The sequence below is a fragment of the Microbacterium sp. LWH13-1.2 genome (genome assembly GCF_038397735.1).
In the GTDB taxonomy this organism is placed as follows: Bacteria; Actinomycetota; Actinomycetes; order Actinomycetales; family Microbacteriaceae; genus Microbacterium.
This window is the reverse complement of sequence record NZ_CP151635.1, coordinates 3706219-3724591: the sequence shown is the minus strand read 5'-3', so window position 1 is coordinate 3724591 and position 18373 is coordinate 3706219. Positions and strand designations below refer to the sequence as shown.

21 protein-coding genes are annotated in these 18373 nt (G+C 69.1%); 11 read left to right on the top strand and 10 right to left on the bottom strand.

The window, feature by feature from the left end:
* Position 1: 1 nt before the first annotated feature.
* Entirely contained in the window at positions 2 to 394 is a 393-nt protein-coding gene (locus MRBLWH13_RS18025; protein WP_341956273.1) for a TOBE domain-containing protein, read from the bottom strand.
* 150 nt (positions 395 to 544) lie between these two features.
* Between MRBLWH13_RS18025 and MRBLWH13_RS18020 the strand changes: the two genes are divergently transcribed.
* Genes MRBLWH13_RS18020 through MRBLWH13_RS18005 form a run of 4 tightly spaced genes read left to right on the top strand, consistent with a single transcriptional unit; the run spans position 545 to position 3286 of the window.
* The gene (locus tag MRBLWH13_RS18020; protein ID WP_341956272.1) at positions 545 to 1315 is read left to right on the top strand and encodes a HesA/MoeB/ThiF family protein; all 771 of its coding nucleotides are present in this window, start codon (positions 545 to 547) and stop codon (positions 1313 to 1315) included.
* Positions 1312 to 2559: a gephyrin-like molybdotransferase Glp gene (gene glp, locus MRBLWH13_RS18015; protein ID WP_341956271.1), complete on the top strand. Its 1248-nt coding sequence runs from the start codon at positions 1312 to 1314 to the stop codon at positions 2557 to 2559. Before MRBLWH13_RS18020 ends, glp begins: the two co-directional genes overlap by 4 nt.
* Positions 2556 to 3035, top strand: a complete 480-nt coding sequence (gene moaC, locus MRBLWH13_RS18010; RefSeq protein WP_341956270.1) for a cyclic pyranopterin monophosphate synthase MoaC — start codon at positions 2556 to 2558, stop codon at positions 3033 to 3035. Before glp ends, moaC begins: the two co-directional genes overlap by 4 nt.
* Complete coding sequence (locus MRBLWH13_RS18005) at positions 3032 to 3286, top strand: MoaD/ThiS family protein (protein ID WP_341956269.1); 255 nt, start codon at positions 3032 to 3034, stop codon at positions 3284 to 3286. Before moaC ends, MRBLWH13_RS18005 begins: the two co-directional genes overlap by 4 nt.
* A gap of 12 nt (positions 3287 to 3298) precedes the next feature.
* On the opposite strand, the gene MRBLWH13_RS18000 is transcribed toward MRBLWH13_RS18005, so the two are convergent.
* From MRBLWH13_RS18000 to MRBLWH13_RS17980, 5 genes are all read right to left on the bottom strand, one after another.
* Positions 3299 to 3739 carry a molybdenum cofactor biosynthesis protein MoaE gene (locus tag MRBLWH13_RS18000; protein ID WP_341956268.1) on the bottom strand — a complete coding sequence of 147 codons (441 nt, stop codon included), beginning with the start codon at positions 3737 to 3739 and terminating at the stop codon, positions 3299 to 3301.
* On the bottom strand, positions 3736 to 4224 hold the full coding sequence (locus MRBLWH13_RS17995; protein ID WP_341956267.1) for a MogA/MoaB family molybdenum cofactor biosynthesis protein: 489 nt from the start codon (positions 4222 to 4224) through the stop codon (positions 3736 to 3738). The genes MRBLWH13_RS18000 and MRBLWH13_RS17995 overlap by 4 nt, the downstream gene beginning before the upstream one ends.
* Positions 4225 to 4264: 40 nt before the next feature.
* Complete coding sequence (locus tag MRBLWH13_RS17990; RefSeq protein ID WP_341956266.1) at positions 4265 to 5920, bottom strand: molybdopterin-dependent oxidoreductase; 1656 nt, start codon at positions 5918 to 5920, stop codon at positions 4265 to 4267.
* Between the two features lie 104 nt (positions 5921 to 6024).
* A complete protein-coding gene (locus MRBLWH13_RS17985; RefSeq protein WP_341956265.1) occupies positions 6025 to 6294 on the bottom strand; it encodes a hypothetical protein in 270 nt (89 codons plus the stop codon).
* Between the two features lie 54 nt (positions 6295 to 6348).
* Complete coding sequence (locus MRBLWH13_RS17980) at positions 6349 to 7047, bottom strand: GTP pyrophosphokinase family protein (protein ID WP_056310262.1); 699 nt, start codon at positions 7045 to 7047, stop codon at positions 6349 to 6351.
* A 107-nt stretch (positions 7048 to 7154) separates the two neighbouring features.
* On the opposite strand from MRBLWH13_RS17980, the gene MRBLWH13_RS17975 reads away from it, so the two are divergent.
* The 3 genes from MRBLWH13_RS17975 to MRBLWH13_RS17965 all read left to right on the top strand — a co-directional run bounded on the left by MRBLWH13_RS17975 (position 7155) and on the right by MRBLWH13_RS17965 (position 10327).
* Positions 7155 to 7514: a nuclear transport factor 2 family protein gene (locus MRBLWH13_RS17975; protein WP_341956264.1), complete on the top strand. Its 360-nt coding sequence runs from the start codon at positions 7155 to 7157 to the stop codon at positions 7512 to 7514.
* 96 nt (positions 7515 to 7610) lie between these two features.
* Entirely contained in the window at positions 7611 to 9698 is a 2088-nt protein-coding gene (locus MRBLWH13_RS17970; protein ID WP_341958351.1) for an APC family permease, read from the top strand.
* A 38-nt stretch (positions 9699 to 9736) separates the two neighbouring features.
* Positions 9737 to 10327 (top strand): GNAT family protein, encoded by a 591-nt coding sequence (locus MRBLWH13_RS17965; RefSeq protein ID WP_341956263.1) that lies wholly within the window; start codon positions 9737 to 9739, stop codon positions 10325 to 10327.
* Between the two features lie 18 nt (positions 10328 to 10345).
* Here MRBLWH13_RS17965 and MRBLWH13_RS17960 read toward each other — a convergent pair whose 3' ends face one another.
* The 4 genes from MRBLWH13_RS17960 to MRBLWH13_RS17945 form a co-directional block, all read right to left on the bottom strand.
* Positions 10346 to 11524, bottom strand: coding sequence for an SLC13 family permease (locus tag MRBLWH13_RS17960; RefSeq protein ID WP_341956262.1), 1179 nt, complete (start codon positions 11522 to 11524; stop codon positions 10346 to 10348).
* A gap of 52 nt (positions 11525 to 11576) precedes the next feature.
* Complete coding sequence (locus MRBLWH13_RS17955) at positions 11577 to 11933, bottom strand: YciI family protein (protein ID WP_341956261.1); 357 nt, start codon at positions 11931 to 11933, stop codon at positions 11577 to 11579.
* Positions 11930 to 13204, bottom strand: coding sequence for a sigma-70 family RNA polymerase sigma factor (locus MRBLWH13_RS17950; protein WP_341956260.1), 1275 nt, complete (start codon positions 13202 to 13204; stop codon positions 11930 to 11932). The genes MRBLWH13_RS17955 and MRBLWH13_RS17950 overlap by 4 nt, the downstream gene beginning before the upstream one ends.
* A gap of 95 nt (positions 13205 to 13299) precedes the next feature.
* Positions 13300 to 13494 (bottom strand): hypothetical protein, encoded by a 195-nt coding sequence (locus tag MRBLWH13_RS17945; protein ID WP_341956259.1) that lies wholly within the window; start codon positions 13492 to 13494, stop codon positions 13300 to 13302.
* 283 nt (positions 13495 to 13777) lie between these two features.
* Here MRBLWH13_RS17945 and MRBLWH13_RS17940 point away from each other — a divergent pair, with 283 nt between their 5' ends.
* Genes MRBLWH13_RS17940 through kdpC form a run of 4 tightly spaced genes read left to right on the top strand, consistent with a single transcriptional unit; the run spans position 13778 to position 18362 of the window.
* Positions 13778 to 13867 (top strand): potassium-transporting ATPase subunit F, encoded by a 90-nt coding sequence (locus MRBLWH13_RS17940; RefSeq protein WP_056276367.1) that lies wholly within the window; start codon positions 13778 to 13780, stop codon positions 13865 to 13867.
* The gene (kdpA, locus tag MRBLWH13_RS17935) at positions 13867 to 15552 is read left to right on the top strand and encodes a potassium-transporting ATPase subunit KdpA (protein ID WP_341956258.1); all 1686 of its coding nucleotides are present in this window, start codon (positions 13867 to 13869) and stop codon (positions 15550 to 15552) included. Before MRBLWH13_RS17940 ends, kdpA begins: the two co-directional genes overlap by 1 nt.
* 1 nt (position 15553) lies before the next feature.
* A complete protein-coding gene (kdpB, locus tag MRBLWH13_RS17930) occupies positions 15554 to 17710 on the top strand; it encodes a potassium-transporting ATPase subunit KdpB (RefSeq protein ID WP_341956257.1) in 2157 nt (718 codons plus the stop codon).
* A 52-nt stretch (positions 17711 to 17762) separates the two neighbouring features.
* The gene (gene kdpC / locus MRBLWH13_RS17925; protein WP_341956256.1) at positions 17763 to 18362 is read left to right on the top strand and encodes a potassium-transporting ATPase subunit KdpC; all 600 of its coding nucleotides are present in this window, start codon (positions 17763 to 17765) and stop codon (positions 18360 to 18362) included.
* The last annotated feature ends 11 nt before the right edge of the window (positions 18363 to 18373 follow it).

Genomic DNA, 18373 nt, shown 5'->3' with positions numbered 1-18373 from the left:
GTCAGCCCTTCGGCACTTCGACGACGACCTGCGTCGCCTTGACGGATGCGGCAGCGAGCGAGCCCACCTCGAGCTGCAGCTCATGGGCGGCTTCGGCCGACATCAGCGAGACGACGCGGTGCGGTCCTGCCTGCAGGTCGACCTGCGCCATGACTCCGTCGATCTGCACGCGGGTCACGATCCCCACGAAGCGGTTGCGGGCGCTGGAGAGCGCGTGATTCGACTCCTGCGCCTCCTCGGCGAGCTGCACAGCGCGCGCGGCGAGAGCGTCTCCGGGGATCTCGGCCGGGACGGCGTCGGTCGTCGACAGCAGGCCCTGATCGATCCAGCGCCGCACCGTGTCGTCGCTCACCCCGAGCAGCTGTGCCGCGCGGGAGATCCGAAAGCTCTGCATGAGTGCATAGTACCGCAGAAGCGGATGGTGAGGCGAAAAACAACCGCATCAGCGGAAAACCGGCCAGCACCCCGCATCCATCCACTTCGAAGTCCGGCCGAATCCTCCTACGCCCGCCGCAATCGCGCACCCCGGGCATAGCCTGGGGGCATGCAGCCGCTCGTCGCCCCCGCGCCCGCTCTCGACCCGGCAGAACTCGTCCGCACCGCCAGGCACGCGGTGCTCGCGGGCATCGGAGAAGAGGGGCAGCGCCGCCTCGCCGCAGCCCACGTCACCGTGGTCGGGGCCGGCGGCCTCGGCTCCCCCGTGCTCCTTGCGCTGGCTGCGGCCGGAGTCGGCAGCATCACGGTGATCGACGACGACATCGTGGAGTTGACCAATCTGCAGCGGCAGCTCGCGCACCGGGTCGAGGACATCGGCAGGCCGAAGACCGCATCGGCCGAGCGCGCGATCCTGGCGCTGTCGCCCGGGGCGGATGTCGTGACGGCAGCCGAGCGACTCGACTCCGAGAACGCCGAGCGCCTGTTCGCGGGCGCTGACATCGTCGTCGACACGAGCGACTCCTTCGCGACGCGGCGCGATGTCGCCGCCGCGACCGAAGCCCTCGGCATCCCGCTCGTGTGGGGCGCCGTTCAGGAGTGGCACGCACAGGCGACCGTGTTCTGGTCGGGTCCGCCCGAGGGGCACCCGCCCGTCGTCCTGGCCGACCTCTTCCCGCTCGGCACCGAGGGCGAGCCGCCGAGCTGCGCGCAGGTCGGCGTGCTCGGGGCCCTGTGCGTGCAGGTGGGCGGGATGCTGGCGGGCGAGGTCGTGAAGCTCATCACCGGCGCGGGCGAGCCGCTGCTCGGTCGACTCGCCATCATCGACGCCTTCACCTCGAGACAGCACGAGATCGCGATCCGATCGGCGGTGTCGGCGTGAGCGCCGCGAACGGCAGCCGCCGCACGGTCGAGGAGCAGCTCGCTCTCGTTCTCGACGCCGTGCGCGTTCTCCCGACCGAGAACCGCGCTATCCGCGACGCCGCCCACCGCACCCTCGCGGAGCCCGCGACGGCGGCCCACGACATCCCGCTCTTCGACAACTCGGCGATGGACGGCTTCGCGGTGCGAGCGGCCGACGTCTCCGCAGCATCCGCCGACAACCCGGTGGTGCTGCGCGTGGTCGCCGACCTGCCCGCCGGGGTGTCCGACGACCCGCCTCTGGATGCCGGCGAGACCGCGCGGATCATGACGGGCTCACCGACGCCGAGCGCCGCCGATGCGATCGTGCCCTTCGAGGACACCGCCGGAGGACTCGCCGACTCGCTGGGCGAAGTGCGGGTGCTGCGAGCACCGGCCGCACCGGGAGCATTCGTCCGCCGCCGCGGCGTCGACCTGCATGCGGGGGATGCCGTGATCCTCGCCGGCGAGCGCCTCGGCGCTTTCCAGCTCGCGGCCGCCGTCGCCGCCGGCGTCGAGACCGTCTCGGTGACCCGCGCACCGCGCGTCGCCGTCGTCTCGACCGGCAGTGAGCTGCTATCGCTGGGTGAGCCCGCCGCCCGTGGTCGCATCCCCGACTCGAACGGCCCCCTGCTCGAACTCCTCGTCGCGGATGCCGATGCCGATGTCGTTCTCGTGGCGCGTGTCACGGATGACGCCGACGCCGTGCGCACCGTCACCGCGACCGCCGTCGAACGAGGTGCCGATGTGATCGTGTTCACGGGAGGCGTCAGCGCGGGCGCCTACGAGCCGGTGCGCGGTGCCTTCGAGGGCCAGGGGGCCGTCGAGTTCGCGAGCGTGGCGATGCAGCCGGGCAAACCGCAGGCATTCGGCGCGCTCGACTCGGGCACGCTCGTGTTCGGCCTGCCGGGCAACCCGGTGAGCGTCGCGGTCTCGTTCGAGGTCTTCGTGCGGCCCGCGCTGCTCGCCCTGCAGGGTCGCTCCGAGATCCACCGCCCTCGCGCATCCTTCACGGCGGATGCCGCCTGGACCACCCCACCCGGACGCCGCCAGTACCTGCCCGCCGTCGTCGACCTCGCGAACCGGACGGTGCGCCCCGCGACCGCCGGAGGATCCGGGTCGCACCTGGCCGGTGGCCTCGCCCGGGCACGCGCGTTCGCGATCGTGCCCGCCGAGGTCGAGGCCGTCGCCGTGGGCGACGCGATCGATGTCATGCTGGTCGAATGAGTTTCACGCACCTCGACTCGGCCGGTCATGCGCACATGGTCGATGTGACCGCCAAGCAGCCGACCGTCCGCACCGCGACCGCCCGCGGCTTCGTGCGCTGCAGCCCCGAGGTCATCGCGGCGCTGCGCGACGGCACCGCCCCCAAGGGCGACGTGCTCGCGGTCGCCCGCATCGCCGGCATCCAGGCCGCCAAGTCGACGCCGTCATTGCTGCCGCTCGCCCACGTGATCGGCGTGCACCGAGCGAACGTCGAGCTCGACATCGTCGAGGACGGCGTGCACGTAGAGGCGACCGTCGGCACCGCCGACCGCACCGGCGTCGAGATGGAGGCCCTCACGGCCGTCTCGGTGAGCGCTCTCGCGATCGTCGACATGATCAAGGGGCTCGACCGCTCGGTCGTCATCGAAGACGTGCGCATCGTCGCGAAGTCCGGCGGACGCTCGGGCGATTGGGTGCGCGAGGGCGAGACCCGATGACCGCGCCGCTGACCGCGACCGTCCGCGTGCGCTACTTCGCGGCCGCGGCGGAGGCTGCGGGCACCGATTCCGAGGAACGCGGCGAGCGCTCGCTCGCCCAGCTCCGCGCCGGTGTGATCGCCGACCATCCGGCGCTTGCCGACATCCTCCCGCGGTGCGCGGTGATGGTCGACGGCGTGCGCAGCGACGACGACCGATCGCTCGAGGGTGCTCAGCTGATCGACGTGCTCCCGCCGTTCGCCGGAGGCTAGGCCGCCGGCGGCTCAGCCGCCGATGCCCTTCCACGACGTCGACCCGTCGGACTCGACCTGACGCTTCCACACGGGCAGCGAGGTCTTGATGTCCTCGATGATCGCGCGGCACACCTCGAACGCCTCGGCGCGATGCTCGGCGGCGACCGCGATCACGACGGCCGCATCACCCACGTCGAGCCGTCCGATGCGGTGGCTCACGGCGACTGCCACGCGGGCGTCGCCGACGGCATCCGCTGCTGCCTCCTCCGCGATGCGTCGCAGCGTGGTCTCGGCGTCGGGGTGCGAGCTGTACTCGAGCCCGACGACAGGCGTCTCGGCATCGGGGTCATTGTCGCGCACGCGGCCGATGAAGGTCGTCACGCCGCCCAGCGCGGGGTCCTCGACGGCGGCGAGATGAGCCTCGAGGTCGAGACGCTGGTCGGAGATCGCGGCGATCCGCACCTCGTTCACGCGTGGTCACCGCCCTCGACCTGGTCGACCACGTGTCTCGCGACGGTCAGCACCACGGGGACTCCGGATGCGACAGCACGCGTGGATCCCGGAAGGTTCACGACGAGCGATCCTGCCGGGTCGACGACACCGGCGAGTCCGCGGGAGAGCACCGACAGCGGGGTGTCGGAGAGACCGCTGCGACGCAGCTCCTCGGCGATGCCCGGCACCTCGCGGGTGATCACCTGACGGGTGCCCTCGGGGGTCTCGTCACGCGGGCTGACCCCCGTGCCGCCCGTCGTCACGATCAGCCGTACACCGCGCGCGACCGCTCGGCGCAGCGCATCGGCGACGGAGGCGGCCCCGTCGGGGATGACCTCGGCGTCCGGGCAGTGCCACCCGGCATCCCGCAGCAGACTCACCGCGATCGGACCGCCTCTGTCTTCGCGTTCCCCGGCGAACGATCGGTCCGAGACGGTGATCACGCAGGCGGGGAGCGACGTCATGGCTCCACCCTAGGCGCTGCCCCGCAGCGACGCACGGGCATCACGAGACGCGGATGAGCGAACGCTGCCAGCCCGACGATCCGTTCGGCGCGATCGGTGCGCGCTCCTCGATCTGCATGTCGCCGTTCTTGTTGATCGCGCGCACGGCCACGTAGTGCGTGCCCGGTGTGGCATCCCACTCCATGAACCACTGCACCCACGTGTTCTCGTTGATCGGCGCCGACAGCGTCGCCGGCATCCAGTCCCCCTCGTCGATGCGCACCTCGACGCGCTCGATGCCCACAGTCTGCGCCCACGCGACACCGGCGATCGGGATGCGACCGGCATCGACAGCCTGGCCGACCTTGGGAGTGTCGACCCGCGAGGCGAACTTGATCGGCGCCTCTGCGCTGTATCCACGGGGCGTCCAGTAGGCCTCGTCCTTGTCGAACGTGGTGACCTTGAGCTCGGTGAGCCACTTGGTCGCCGAGACGTAGCCGTAGAGCCCCGGCACCACCATGCGCACGGGGAAGCCGTGCTCGAGGGGCAGCGGCTCGCCGTTCATGCCCACGGCGAGGATCGCGTCGAGGTTGTCATCGGTCAACGCCGACAGCGGAGTGCTGGCGGTGTAGCCGTCGACGCTCTTCGACAGCACCATGTCGGCACCGGACTTCACTCCGGCCTTCTTCAGCACGTCGCGCAGCGGAACACCCAGCCACACGGCGTTGCCGACGAGGCCGCCGCCGACCTCGTTCGAGACACAGGTCAGCGTGACCGCGTACTCGTCGAGACCCATGTCGAGGATGTCCTGGAAGCTCATCTCGACGCGCTGATCGACCATGCCGTCGATCACGAGACGCCAGGTCTCGGGGTCGATCGTCGGAACGGTCAGTGCGGTGTCGACGCGGTAGAAGTCCTTGTTCGGCGTGATGAGCTTGGTGAGGCCCGGGATGTCGAGCTCGGCCCCCTTCGGGACGGTCACCGTCGACTTCGGCGACGGCAGCTTGAGCGCGTCACGGATCGACGCGACCGATGCGACCGTCATGCTCACGGTGCGCGAGGCGACGCCGACGACGACGGCTGCGACACTGGCGATGCCGGCGAGGATGAAGAACTGTCGACGACCCATCGCCTTCGCGGGCTTGCCGTCGGAGGCCTCGGCCTCGGCATCCGCCGGCTCCGCGGTCTCACCCTTGCGGTCGACCATCGCGGCGGGAACGGCGGATGCCCTCCACGCGATGAGGCGGCGGATGAGCAGCACGATGATGATCGATCCTGCGATGGTTCCGAGCACGGGAGGCAGGAAGGCGAGGGGCGTGACACCGGCCCTCGTCACGATCGCCGCGGTGGAGAGCGCGCCCGCGACCACCAGGGCGATGACGCCGAGCGGGGGACGGAGCAGCTGCAGGATGCCTGCGATCGCCGACGCGATCACCACCGCGAGACCGAGACCGACCAGCAGCGCGATCTTGTCGTACTCGCCGAAGGTCGCGATCGCGAACTCCTTGAACGGCTGGGGCACGATGTCGATCACGAATCCGCCGACGGCGAGGAGGGGGCTGGCCGAGCGCGCGAAGATCAGCGCGAACAGCTCGGCGGTCGCGAGGAAGACGAGTCCGCTGATGACGCCCGAGACGGCCGCCCAGAAGAAGAACCTCTTACCCCTGCTCTGCCGTGTGCCCGTGCCGCGGTCTTCTGCGGTGCTGCGCTGTGCCATGGTCTGCTCCTTCGCACCGAGGACGGTGTGGTCTCGGGTTGTTCGGAGCAGACGCGAGAACGGATGGTCGCGGTATCGGATGCGGCGCGATCACCGCGCGGCGATCAGAGGCGTCGCGCGGTGATGGTGTCACGGTCCTGCAGTTCGCGCAGGGTGCGCAGGCACCTCGAGCAGAGGATCTCGACGCGCCGCGGGTGGTTCTCGCCGCACACGCAGTCGACCGACACGCGCCACTTGGCCTTGCGACCGCAGGCGGCATACGCCTCGTCGTCGCCGTGGTCGCACTCGCACAGCTGGCGGCCTCGGTCGAGCCCGGGGAGTTCGACGAGGGTGCGCTCGATGTCCGAGACCGGGGGCTGCTGCGTCTTCACCACCTGCCTATGCTCCAGGGTCACGCGTCCCCGCGCAACACCGCGCCGGATGGCGCGTCAGACCTGCACGACGTGCGGGGGCGGCGGCGGGGCGAGCTGGCGCTGGGGCACACCGTGGGCCTCGCGGTGCAGGCGCTCCATGCGACTGTCGAGCTCGGCGGCGGCCTCGGCGGCATCCGTCAGGCTCTCGACGAGGTGCGAGGGCACCTGGTTCGAGAACTTGTAGTAGATCTTGTGCTCGAGGCTGGCCCAGAAGTCCATCGCGATGGTGCGGAACTGCACCTCGACCGGCACCGACAGGGCACCGGTCGACAGGAACACCGGCACCTCGATGATCGCGTGCAGGCTCTTGTAGCCGTTGTCCTTCGGGGTCGCGATGTAGTCCTTGACGGTGACGACGGTCACGTCGTCCTGCGCGGTGAGCAGATCGAACAGACGGTAGACGTCGGCGACGAAGCTGCAGGTGACGCGCACGCCGGCGATGTCGGTGATCTCGGCGCGGATGCGCTCGAAGTCCGGCTCGGCGATGCCCTTGCGGGCGATCTTCTCGACGATGCTGTCGGGAGTCTTCAGCCGGCTCTTGACGTGCTCGATCGGGTTGTACGCGTGGTGGTGGGTGAACTCGTCACGAAGGATCGAGATCTTCGTCTCGACCTCCCGCATCCCGAACTCGTATTCGCGCAGGAAGCGCTGGAACTCATCGCGGAGCTCCCGAGTCTGCTGGATGGCGTCGTCGGTGACCTGAAGGGACGTCATGCATCCGACGTTACGCGTGCGTGATCGGAAGCGGCTGTGGATCGCCGATGAGAGATCGAGTCGAACCCCCGTTGACGGTGTCGGAGCCCGGGTCTAGAACGGAGGACATGACCAGCGCAGGAGAGAAGTGGACCGAAGCGTACGTCGAAGCCTGGAGGTCGAACGATCCTCAGCAGATCGCGGCGCTCTTCAGTGACGATGCGAAGTATCTGACGAGCCCCGATTCCGAGCCTCGCGTCGGTCGAGCCGCCATCGTGGCCGGCTGGCTGGAAGATCTCGACGACCCGGACACGTGGTCCTTCGAGTGGTGGATCATCCGGGAGGATGCCGGTTTCGTGGCGATCGAGGGGCGGACGAAGTATCCCGCCGAACGCGACTACCTCAATCTCTGGATCGTGCGCCTGGACGATGAGGGGCGGGCGACCGAGTTCACCGAGTGGTACATGCCGCGTCCGCACGAGGACTGACGGAGATCGGCAGAGGCCGTAAGGATTGCGTGAGGACAGCGCGTGCGCCCGTAGGGATTCCGTGAGGAACGCGTGAGGAAGGCGTTCGCGGGCGTAGTGTCGCCCGACGTGTCAGATGAAACCCGCGACAACACGGACGCCCCTCCTCGCGCCAAGCGCATCCTCATCGGCGACCCGCTGACGAGTGCGCAGGTCGACGACCAGCTGCTCCCGAAGAAGATGGCACTGCCTATCTTCGCGTCGGACGCACTGAGCTCGGTCGCCTACGCGCCGCAGGAACTCGTGATGATCCTGCTGATCGGCGGTCTGACGTTCCTGTCGTTCACCCCGCTCGTGGCCGTCGCGGTCGTCGTGCTGCTGATCGTCGTGGTGCTCAGCTATCGCCAGCTCATCAAGGCCTATCCGTCGGGCGGCGGCGACTACGAGGTCGCGTCGAAGAACCTCGGCGAGATCCCCGGCGTCATCGTGGCGGCGGCCCTGCTCGTCGACTACGTGCTGACGGTCGCCGTGTCGGTGGCATCGGGTGTCGACAACATCATCTCGGCGGTTCCGGGCCTCGATCCGCTGCGCGTCGAGCTGGCTGTCGGCTTCGTGATCCTCATCATCATCGTCAACCTGCGCGGCGTACGCGAGGCCTCGCTCGTCTTCGCGATCCCCACATACGTCTTCATCGCCTCGGTCGGCTTCATGATCGTGACCGGACTGTTCCGCACGTTCCTCGGCGATGCGCCGGTCGCCTCCAGCGCCGAATTCGCAGTGCACTCCGAAGACCTCGGCCAGGCCGCCGTGATTCTTCTGATCCTTCGGGCATTCTCGAGCGGATGCTCCGCCCTCACCGGCGTCGAGGCCGTGTCGAACGGCGTGCCCGCCTTCCGCACACCCAAGGTCCGCAACGCCCAGACCACCCTCGTCCTGATGGGCTCGATCGCTGCCTGCCTGTTCGCCGGCCTCACCGCCCTCGCCCTGATCGCCGGCGTGCACTACGCCGAGAACCCGTGCGACCTGATCGGCTTCGACTGCTCCACCCCGCAGCCGAGCCTGATGGCGCAGATCGCCTCGGCGACGTTCGGCGGCGGCAGCATCCTGTTCTTCATCATCCAGGCGGCGACCGCGTGCGTGCTGCTGCTCGCGGCCAACACCGCCTTCAACGGATTCCCGCTGCTCGGGTCGGTGCTCGCTCGCGACGGCTACGCGCCGAAGTCGCTGAACACCCGCGGCGACCGCCTCGTGTTCTCGAACGGCATGATCGTGCTCGGCATCGCCGCGATCGCCGTGCTCGTGATCTTCCAGGCGAAGCTCACGACGCTGATCCAGCTGTACATCATCGGTGTGTTCGTGTCGTTCTCGCTCGGGCAGATCGGCATGGTGAGGCACTGGAAGCGCGTGCTGCGCGGACCGGTCGAAGACAAAGCGGGCTCCGGGATCGACGGAGCCTCGGCATCCGATCGCCGCTCGGCGAAGATGGGCCTGATCATCAACTCGGTCGGCGCCGCCATGACGGTCACGGTGCTGCTGATCGTGACGATCACCAAGTTCACCCACGGCGCGTATCTGGTGTTCTTCGCGATCCCCGTGCTCGCCTTCCTGATGATGGGCGTCAAGCGGTACTACCGCGACGTGGAGCACGAGATCGCGATCGACGACACCACCAAGTTCGGCGCCACGGGCGACCTCGCGATCGTGCTCGTCAACCGACTGCAGAAGCCGGTCGTCAAGGCGATCGACTACGCGATCGCCGCGAAGCACGGCAAGACCCTCGCGGTGCACGTCGCCGTCGCATCCGACGACGCCACTCAGCTGCAGAAGGACTGGGCCGACCACCTCGTGCCGATCCCGCTCGTGATCGTCGAGTCGCCGTACCGGTCGTTCGCCCAGCCGGTCTCGCAGTTCATCAAGCAGTACCGCGAGAAGCACGGCTCCTCTGTGGTCACGGTCTACCTTCCGCAGTACATCGTGGGGCACTGGTGGGAGACGTTCCTGCACAACCGCCGCGCCCGCCGCCTGGCCAATCAGCTGATGCTCGTGCACGGGGTGTCGATCACGCTCGTGCCGTGGCTGCTCGACTCGTCTGAGCTCATCTACGGTCGGCGCTCGCGGCCCCTGCCCGGGCAGGAGCGCGCAGGCCGCCCGGTCGTCGTGAGCGGACGCCGCGCACACAGGCCCGAGGGTCCCCCCGAGAGCTGATGCCGGTCACGCGCGCAGCCGCTCAATAGGCTGGGTCGATGACCGATATGCCGCACGCCGATGTCTGGCCCGTCCGCACCGAGCGCCTGCAGATCCGTCCGATGACCGCACCCGACATCGATGCGATGTGGGCGTGGCGGCAGCTGCCCGACGTGAACCGCTGGCTGGGGCTCGCACCTGACACGATCGAGGCCTTCCGTGAGCGCTACCTGGACCCTGAGCGCCTCGCCTCGATGTACCTCGTCGAACTGCTGCCGCACGGTGGCGAGCCCGCCGTGCCGATCGGCGACATCATGATCAGGATCGGCGACGGGTGGGGTCAGCTCGAGGTCGCCGACCAGGCGAAGGACATCGAGGCGGAGCTCGGCTGGGTACTCGATCCCGGCTACACCGGACGCGGCTATGCGACCGAGGCCATCCGCGCGGTGATCGACGTCTGCTTCGGCCCCCTCGGGCTGCGCCGGGTGCACGCCGGGTGCTTCGCCGACAACGAGCCGTCGTGGCGCCTGATGGAGCGGCTGGGCATGCGGCGCGAGGAGTTCAGCCGCAAGACCGCCCTGCACCGCTCGGGCGAGTGGCTCGACGGCATGAACTACGGCATCCTCGCGGAGGAGTGGGCGGTCAGCTGACGGTCGCGGCCGTCACCATCAGCCAGAGACCAGCGCGAGCACGAGCGTCGCGACGAGCACTGTCGGCACGGCCACGATCGCACCCCAGAGCATGAGGCTTCCCCAGCGAATCTCGACGCCGAGGGACACCACCCGGTGATGCCACAGCAGGGTCGCGAGAGATGCCCACGGCGTGATCAGCGGGCCGAGGTTCACACCGATCAGCAGCGCCATGAGCGCGACCGGGTCGCCGGCCGCGGGTTCGAGGATCAGGTAGGCCGGCAGGTTGTTAACGCCGTTCGCGGCGAGCGCTCCGGCGGCCGAGAGACGCAGCAGCTCTGCGGGTGCGTGCCCGCTCGTGGCCAGCACCGACAGGAAGTCGAGGAGGCCGTTCGCGTGCGCCGTCTCGACCACGACGAACAGCGCCGCCGCGAGACCGATCGCCTGCCACGGAACGAGCGACAGTCGCAGCACGTGTCGACGTCGGATGCCGAAGAGCACGATGAGGATCACCGCGGCGACGGTGGCGGGGATCCAGACGTCATGGGTCAGCGCGAGCAGCGGCATCAGCAGCACGAGTGTCGCCGCGGCTCCCCAGAACAGCATGGGATCAGACGGCTGCCCTCCTGACGGCACCCGGTAGCCGCCGAAGAGCGTGCGCCGATGGCGGAGGGTGAGGATCAGCACGGGGATCAGGACGCCGACGAGCGTCGGCGCCCAGCTGAGGGCCAGGAACGAGAGCGGGTCGTCGCCGATCGCGCGCGCGGCCAGCAGGTTGGTGAGGTTCGAGACGGGCAGGGCGAGGGACGCCGTGTTCGCGAGCCACACGGTCACCAGCGCGAAGGGCAGGGGTGGGATGCCGACGCTCTGCGCCAGAACGACGACGACCGGCGTCACGATCACCGCCGTGGTGTCGAGCGAGAGGAACACGGTGCTGATCACCGCGAGCACCACCACCGACACCCACAGCAGGATGACGCGACCATGGCCCCAGCGCGCGAGGCGCTGGGCGACCACATCGAACACCGCCGCATCGCGGGCGAGTTCGGCGACGATCGTGATCGCCACGACGAACCCGAGCACCGGCGCGATGCGGGCGCCGAGTGCCCCGGCATCGGCCCGCGGAAGGATGCCGGAGACGATGCAGACCACCGCGACCACGATGAGCGCCAGGACGATGATCGTCCCTGCTCCCAGTCGCCGTCGCGTTGCACTCACTCGCTGAGTGTAGATCCGTCGCGTCGTCGTCGGCGCGCACGACTCTGCCTGGTCAGTCCTGGTCCCAGGGCAGCTTCACCACGGGCAGGATGTAGATCCGGCCCATCACGGCGGTCGGATGCTTCGCCATGAACGTCGCTGCTTCTTCTATCGACTCTGCGGTGAGGAGGTCATAGCCCGCGAACCACTCCTTGAACTCGGGGAACGGCCCGTCGGTGACGAGCACCTTGCCGTCTCGTACGGCGACCGACTTCGCTTCCTCCGGACCGGCGACCGGGGCACCGTCGCCCAGTCTCCCCGCGGCGTCGCCCTCTTGCGCCCATTCCCCCAGCATGCGCTGATCCTCGTCCTGAGGCATCGTGCCTCCGGCCGGATCGGTCATGTGGATCACGAGGTACTTGTTGCTCATCTGCTCTCTCCGTTCGATGCGGTCCCGGGCGTCCCGGGCGCGGGAGGCGTCGCGAGCTCGTCGCGGCGCCGGGTCAGGTGGATGATCTCAGCGGTGTTGTCGGCCAGCGCGATCGCCCGTGCGTACGCGTCGCGGGCCTCTGCCTCGCTGCCCGTGGCTCGCAGCAGTTCCGCGCGTGTCACGTGGAACCCGTGGAAGTGGTCGAGCGCGTCCTGCAGCTGCTCGACGAGCGGCAGCGCCTGCTCGGGCGAGTCCCGCTCTGCGAGCGCGACCGCCTTGCTGAGGACGACGACCGGACTGGGGTCGATCCGCTCGAGCTGTTCGTAGAGGCCGACGATGCGCGCCCAATCGGTGGCGGCGGCATCCTTCGCCCGCACGTGCACCGCGTTGATCTCGGCCAGCAGCCGATGTCGACCGGGCATCGCAGGCAGCGGCCCGTCGAGAAGTGCGAGCCCCTTCTCGACGAGCTCAGAGTTCCAGATCGCGCGATCCTGTTCGTCCAGCCGCACAAGCTCCCCCTCGGCGGTGACTCTCGCGGCGGCGCGCGCCTCGCTGAGCAGCATCAGTGCCAGCAGACCCGCGACCTCCGCGTCGTCGGGCAGCAGCTCGCGAAGCAGCCCGGTGAGCCTGATGGCCTCGCCGGTCAGCTCCCGACGCAGCGCGGGCACACCGGCCCCGGATGCGAGATACCCCTCGTTGAAGACGAGGTAGAGCACGGCGAGCACCCCGTCGATCCGAATCCGGAGATCGTCGGCGGCGGGCATCCGATACGGGATCCGCTCGGCCTTGATCTTCGCCTTGGCCCGGGTGATGCGCTGCCGCACCGTGGACTCCGAGATGAGGAACGCCCGTGCGATCTCCTCGACGGTGAGACCACCGACGATCCGCAGCGTCAGGGCGACGCGCGCCTCGAGCGACAGCACCGGATGGCAGCAGGTGAACAGCAATCGCAGGCGGTCATCGTCGATGACGCCTGTGGGCTCCGGTGGTTCGGGATCCTGCAGCATCAGAGCCTCCCGCTGCTTGGCGTCGCGGAACGACTCCCGGCGGAGCCGATCAATGGCCTTGCGATAGGCCGTGGTGGTGATCCAGCCGGCGGGGTTCGGCGGAACGCCCTCCTCCGGCCAGAGCTCAGAGGCTGCGGCGAAGGCCTCAGCAGCCATCTCCTCGGCCAGGTCGAGGTCCCCGCACCTCCGGGTGAGACCGCCGACGATACGCGCCCACTCGTCGCGGTACACCTGCGTGACGCGCGCCGCGACGTCGGTGTTCATCGAGGCTCCTCGATCCGATTCCGGCGCTGCATCACTCAGCCTCTCTCCGTCCGCACGATCGAGCAGGCTCTGCGCCGAGCCTGCCCTCCCGACGATCATCCCGGTTCCCCGCTCCTGCGGAAAGAGATGCGCGCCCACAGGCGGCGAGCGCGGGCGATGAGAGACGGTCGCCGGATCAGACCCGGATGCTCGAACGCCGCGCGCCGTCGAGCGATCCGCTCTTCGGCTTCCTCCGCCTCGAGCCGGTAGACCAGGCTCGCCACCATCGGGTCGTTGTACACAGCCGTCACCGCGTCTCTCGTGTCGTGCGGCGGCCGGGATTCGGTCGCCTCCACCTTCACCACGAACGCCGGGCCCCGAATGCGACAACGAGGCACGATGAAAGTTCGCCCGAGCCCCAGACGTGAGCATCCCGCATGCATCGCGCACGCCCCCGTAGGCAAAGCGTGAGGATCGTCATATTCCGGTCTGCACGGGAGTTGTATCGAGTCTCGTGCTCGACATCATCTACATCGCGCTGACTCTCGCGCTGTTCGCCCTCGTCTCCCTGGTTGCGAAGGGGGTGGAGCGACTGTGATCGTCTTCGAGATCATCGCCGCCGCCCTCGCCGTGGCCGCCGTCGTCTACCTCGTGGTGGCTCTCGTCGCCCCGGAGAAGTTCTGATGGGCGCCGGCACCGAACTGTGGTTCGGCATCCTTCAGGCCGCCGTCCTCATCGTCGCCCTCGTGCTGCTCTACCGCCCTGTCGGCGACTACATGGCCCACGTCTTCAGCACCCCGCGTGACCTGAAGGCCGAGAGGGGCATCTACCGCCTGATCGGCGTCGACCCGGCATCCGAGCAGACCTGGCGGGCCTACGCCCGCAGCGTGCTCGCGTTCTCGGTCGTCGGCCTGCTGCTGGTATACGGCCTGCAGCGTCTGCAGGGCTTCCTGCCCGAGTCGCTCGGTCTCCCCGCGGTTCCCGAGGGCCTCGCGTTCAACACCGCCGCGTCGTTCGTCGCGAACACCAACTGGCAGTCGTACTCGCCCGAGCAGACCATGGGCTACACCGTGCAGCTCGCGGGCCTCACGGTGCAGAACTTCGTCTCGGCAGCTGTGGGCCTCGCCGTCGCGGTCGCGCTGATCCGCGGACTCGCTCGCCGGGGCTCGACCACGATCGGCAACTTCTGGGTCGACCTGATCCGCGGACTCGGACGCATCCTGCTGCCGATCGCCCTGCTCGGGGCCATCGCCCTCATCGCGGGCGGCGTGGTGCAGAACTTCGCCGGCTTCACCGATGTGACCACCGTCTCGGGTGGCGCGCAGACGATCCCCGGCGGACCGGTCGCCTCGCAGGAGGCCATCAAGCTGCTCGGCACGAACGGCGGCGGGTTCTTCAACGCCAACTCCGCCCATCCGTTCGAGAACCCGACCGGCTGGACCAACCTCCTGCAGATCCTGCTGATCCTGCTGATCCCGTTCGCACTCCCCCGCACGTTCGGCCGCATGATCGGCGACAACCGCCAGGGCTACGCGATCGCCGCCGTGATGAGCACGATCTTCCTGATCTCGACCTTCGCGCTCTCGGCCCTCGAACTCGCCGGCCGCGGCAGCGCCCCCGAACTCGCGGGTGCCGCCATGGAGGGCAAGGAGGTGCGCTTCGGGATCCTCGGCTCGACGCTGTTCGGCAGCGCGAGCACCCTGACGTCGACGGGTGCGGTCAACTCGATGCACGACTCGTACACGGCGCTCGGCGGCATGATGCCGATGCTCAACATGATGCTCGGCGAGGTCGCCCCCGGCGGCGTCGGCTCGGGTCTCTACGGCATGCTCGTGCTCGCGATCATCGCGGTGTTCGTGGGAGGACTGCTCGTCGGCCGCACCCCCGAATACCTCGGCAAGCGCATCGGCCCGAAGGAGATCAAGCTCGCGAGCCTCTACATCCTCGTGACGCCCACCCTCGTGCTGATCGGCACTGCCCTGAGCTTCGCGATCCCCGGCATCCGCGCGGACGTCGAGGCGACCAGCATCCTGAACCCCGGTGTGCACGGCATGAGCGAGGTGCTCTACGCCTTCACCTCGGCGTCGAACAACAACGGCTCGGCCTTCGCCGGCCTCACTGCGAACACCCCGTGGTTCAACACCGCACTGGGCATCGCGATGCTGCTCGGCCGGTTCCTGCCGATCGTGCTCGTGCTGGCTCTCGCAGGGTCCTTCGCCGCGCAGCAGCGCGTGCCGGAGAACACCGGAACACTGCCCACGCACCGACCGCAGTTCGTCGGCCTCCTCGCCGCCGTCACGGTCATCATCACGGCACTCACCTACTTCCCCGTGCTCGCACTGGGACCCCTCGCTGAAGGACTCGTCTGACATGGCCACCATCACCACACCCTCCGAGACACCGTCGGAACAGCAGGATGCTCGGGCATCCGAATCCGCTCCCGCCGAGGCCCCGCGCGCGTTCGGCTGGGCGCAGCTGACCCAGGCCCTTCCCGGCGCACTGCGCAAGCTGAACCCGGCATCTCTGGTGCGCAACCCCGTGATGCTGCTCGTCTGGGTCGGCGCCGCGTTCACGACCGTGCTGGCGATCGCCGAGCCCTTCCTCGGCGGTCCCGCCGACTCGGGTGGAACGCCGGTGCCCGCACCGTTCACCTGGGGCATCGCGATCTGGCTGTGGCTGACCGTGCTGTTCGCCAACGTCGCCGAATCGGTGGCCGAGGGGCGCGGCAAAGCTCAGGCCGCGAGCCTGCGCAAGACCCGCACGAGCACCATGGCCCGGCGGGTGGTGCGCTACGACGCAGGCGCGGATGCCACGGCAGAGCGCACCGAGACGGTCGACGTCTCATCGGCCGAGCTGCAGCGCGACGACATCGTGATCGTCACGGCCGGCGAGCTGATCCCCGGAGACGGCGACATCGTCGCGGGCATCGCGACCGTCGACGAATCGGCGATCACGGGCGAGAGCGCCCCGGTCATCCGCGAATCCGGCGGTGACCGCAGTGCCGTCACCGGAGGCACGCGAGTGCTGTCCGACCGCATCGTCGTGCGCATCACGTCGAAGCCCGGCGAGACGTTCGTCGACCGCATGATCGCGCTCGTCGAGGGCGCCAGCCGTCAGCGCACGCCCAACGAGATCGCGCTCAACATCCTGCTCGCGAGCCTGTCGATCGTGTTCGTCGTCGTGGTGCTCGCGCTCAACCCGATCGCCTCGTACGCGGCGTCGCCCGTCAGCATCCCGGTGCTGATCGCCCTGCTCGTGTGCCTGATCCCGACCACGATCGGCGCCCTGCTCTCGGCCATCGGCATCGCCGGCATGGACCGCCTCGTGCAGCGCAACGTGCTCGCCATGTCGGGCCGCGCGGTCGAGGCCGCGGGCGACGTCACGACCCTGCTGCTCGACAAGACCGGCACCATCACCTACGGCAACCGCCGCGCCCACGAGGTGCTGCGACTCGGAGGCGTCGACCCCGACGAACTGCTGCGCGTCGCCGCCCTGTCGTCACTCGCCGACCCGACCCCCGAAGGTGCCTCGATCGTCGAACTGGCGCTGAGCCGCGGCATCCGGGTCGACGAGCCGGCGGATGCCGTGGTCGTGCCGTTCACCGCCCAGACCCGCATGTCGGGCCTCGACCTGGCCGACGGCACGCAGATCCGCAAGGGCGCAGGCTCGGCGATCAACGCCTGGCTCGGGCTCGACACGGATGCCGAACTCACCGGCCTCGTCGACGGCGTCGCCTCGAGCGGCGGCACCCCGCTGGTGGTCGCCGTGAAGCATGCGGCCGGCTCCGGCCAGGTGCTCGGCGTCGTGCACCTCAAGGACATCGTGAAGGACGGCCTGCGCGAGCGGTTCGAAGAGCTCCGCAGCATGGGCATCCGCACGGTCATGATCACCGGCGACAACCCGCTGACCGCCGCGGCCATCGCGAAGGAGGCAGGCGTCGACGACTTCCTCGCCGAGGCGACCCCCGAGCAGAAGCTCGAGCTGATCAAGCGCGAACAGGAGGGCGGCCGACTCGTCGCCATGACCGGCGACGGCACGAACGACGCCCCGGCTCTCGCCCAGGCCGACGTCGGCGTCGCGATGAACACCGGCACGTCGGCCGCGAAAGAGGCCGGCAACATGGTCGACCTCGACTCGGATCCGACCAAGCTCATCGACATCGTGCGCATCGGCAAGCAGCTGCTCATCACCCGCGGAGCACTCACGACGTTCTCGCTCGCGAACGACATCGCCAAGTACTTCGCCATCATCCCGGCGATGTTCATGGGCGTCTTCCCAGGGCTCGCTGCGCTCAACGTCATGCAGCTGCACTCGCCGGCATCCGCCGTGACCAGCGCGATCATCTTCAACGCGATCGTGATCGTCTTCCTGATCCCGCTCGCACTCCGCGGGGTGAAGTACCGCCCGGCGAGCGCCTCGCAGATCCTGCAGCGCAACCTGCTCGTCTACGGCCTGGGCGGAGTGATCGCGCCGTTCATCGGCATCAAGCTGATCGACCTCCTGATCACCCTCATCCCCGGTTTCTGAGCGCGTCTCGTCTCGCTCCGCTCGCTCAACGACAGACTTCGAAAGGCATCCCATGTCCTCCTCCCGCACCGTGGCCCGCACCACCGGGGTCGCGATCCGCGCAATGCTCGTGCTCACCCTCGTACTCGGCGTCGGCTACACGCTCGTCGTCACCGGCATCGGCCAGCTGCTGCTGCCGTTCCAGGCGAACGGCTCTCCGCTGGCCGACGGCAAGGGCAGCTCGCTGATCGGTCAGTCCTTCACGGACGCCGACGGCGAGGCGCTTCCCGAGTACTTCCAGTCGCGCCCGTCTGCCGCCGGCGACGGCTATGACGGCGCCGGCTCGAGCGGCAGCAACCTCGGGCCGGAGAACACCGACCTCGTCGCCGCGATCGGCGAGCGCCAGGCGGCCATCGCCGAGCGTGAAGGAGTGAGCGCCGACGCCGTGCCCGCCGATGCGGTGACCGCTTCGGGCTCGGGCCTCGACCCGCACATCAGCGTCGCATACGCCCTGCTGCAGGTGCCGCGGGTGGCAGCCGAGCGAGGCCTGCCAGAGCAGCAGGTGCGTGACCTCGTGGAGTCTAGGATTCAAGGGCGGGATCTGGGATTCCTCGGCGAAGAACGCATCAACGTCGCCGAACTCAATCTCGCGCTCGATGAGCAGGAGGGCTGATGACGCCAGAG

What these genes read in the sequence shown, in the direction of transcription:
- MRBLWH13_RS18025 (WP_341956273.1), bottom strand. Translation starts at nt 394, where the DNA reads ATGCAGAGCTTTCGGATCTCCCGCGCGGCACAGCTGCTCGGGGTGAGC.
- MRBLWH13_RS17975 (WP_341956264.1), top strand. Translation starts at nt 7,155, where the DNA reads ATGACCAGCGCAGGAGAGAAGTGGACCGAAGCGTACGTCGAAGCCTGG.
- MRBLWH13_RS17980 (WP_056310262.1), bottom strand. Translation starts at nt 7,047, where the DNA reads ATGACGTCCCTTCAGGTCACCGACGACGCCATCCAGCAGACTCGGGAG.
- MRBLWH13_RS18005 (WP_341956269.1), top strand. Translation starts at nt 3,032, where the DNA reads ATGACCGCGCCGCTGACCGCGACCGTCCGCGTGCGCTACTTCGCGGCC.
- MRBLWH13_RS18020 (WP_341956272.1), top strand. Translation starts at nt 545, where the DNA reads ATGCAGCCGCTCGTCGCCCCCGCGCCCGCTCTCGACCCGGCAGAACTC.
- kdpB (WP_341956257.1), top strand. Translation starts at nt 15,554, where the DNA reads ATGGCCACCATCACCACACCCTCCGAGACACCGTCGGAACAGCAGGAT.
- MRBLWH13_RS17965 (WP_341956263.1), top strand. Translation starts at nt 9,737, where the DNA reads ATGACCGATATGCCGCACGCCGATGTCTGGCCCGTCCGCACCGAGCGC.
- kdpA (WP_341956258.1), top strand. Translation starts at nt 13,867, where the DNA reads ATGGGCGCCGGCACCGAACTGTGGTTCGGCATCCTTCAGGCCGCCGTC.
- MRBLWH13_RS17955 (WP_341956261.1), bottom strand. Translation starts at nt 11,933, where the DNA reads ATGAGCAACAAGTACCTCGTGATCCACATGACCGATCCGGCCGGAGGC.
- MRBLWH13_RS17990 (WP_341956266.1), bottom strand. Translation starts at nt 5,920, where the DNA reads ATGGCACAGCGCAGCACCGCAGAAGACCGCGGCACGGGCACACGGCAG.
- MRBLWH13_RS17950 (WP_341956260.1), bottom strand. Translation starts at nt 13,204, where the DNA reads ATGAACACCGACGTCGCGGCGCGCGTCACGCAGGTGTACCGCGACGAG.
- moaC (WP_341956270.1), top strand. Translation starts at nt 2,556, where the DNA reads ATGAGTTTCACGCACCTCGACTCGGCCGGTCATGCGCACATGGTCGAT.
- MRBLWH13_RS17995 (WP_341956267.1), bottom strand. Translation starts at nt 4,224, where the DNA reads ATGACGTCGCTCCCCGCCTGCGTGATCACCGTCTCGGACCGATCGTTC.
- kdpC (WP_341956256.1), top strand. Translation starts at nt 17,763, where the DNA reads ATGTCCTCCTCCCGCACCGTGGCCCGCACCACCGGGGTCGCGATCCGC.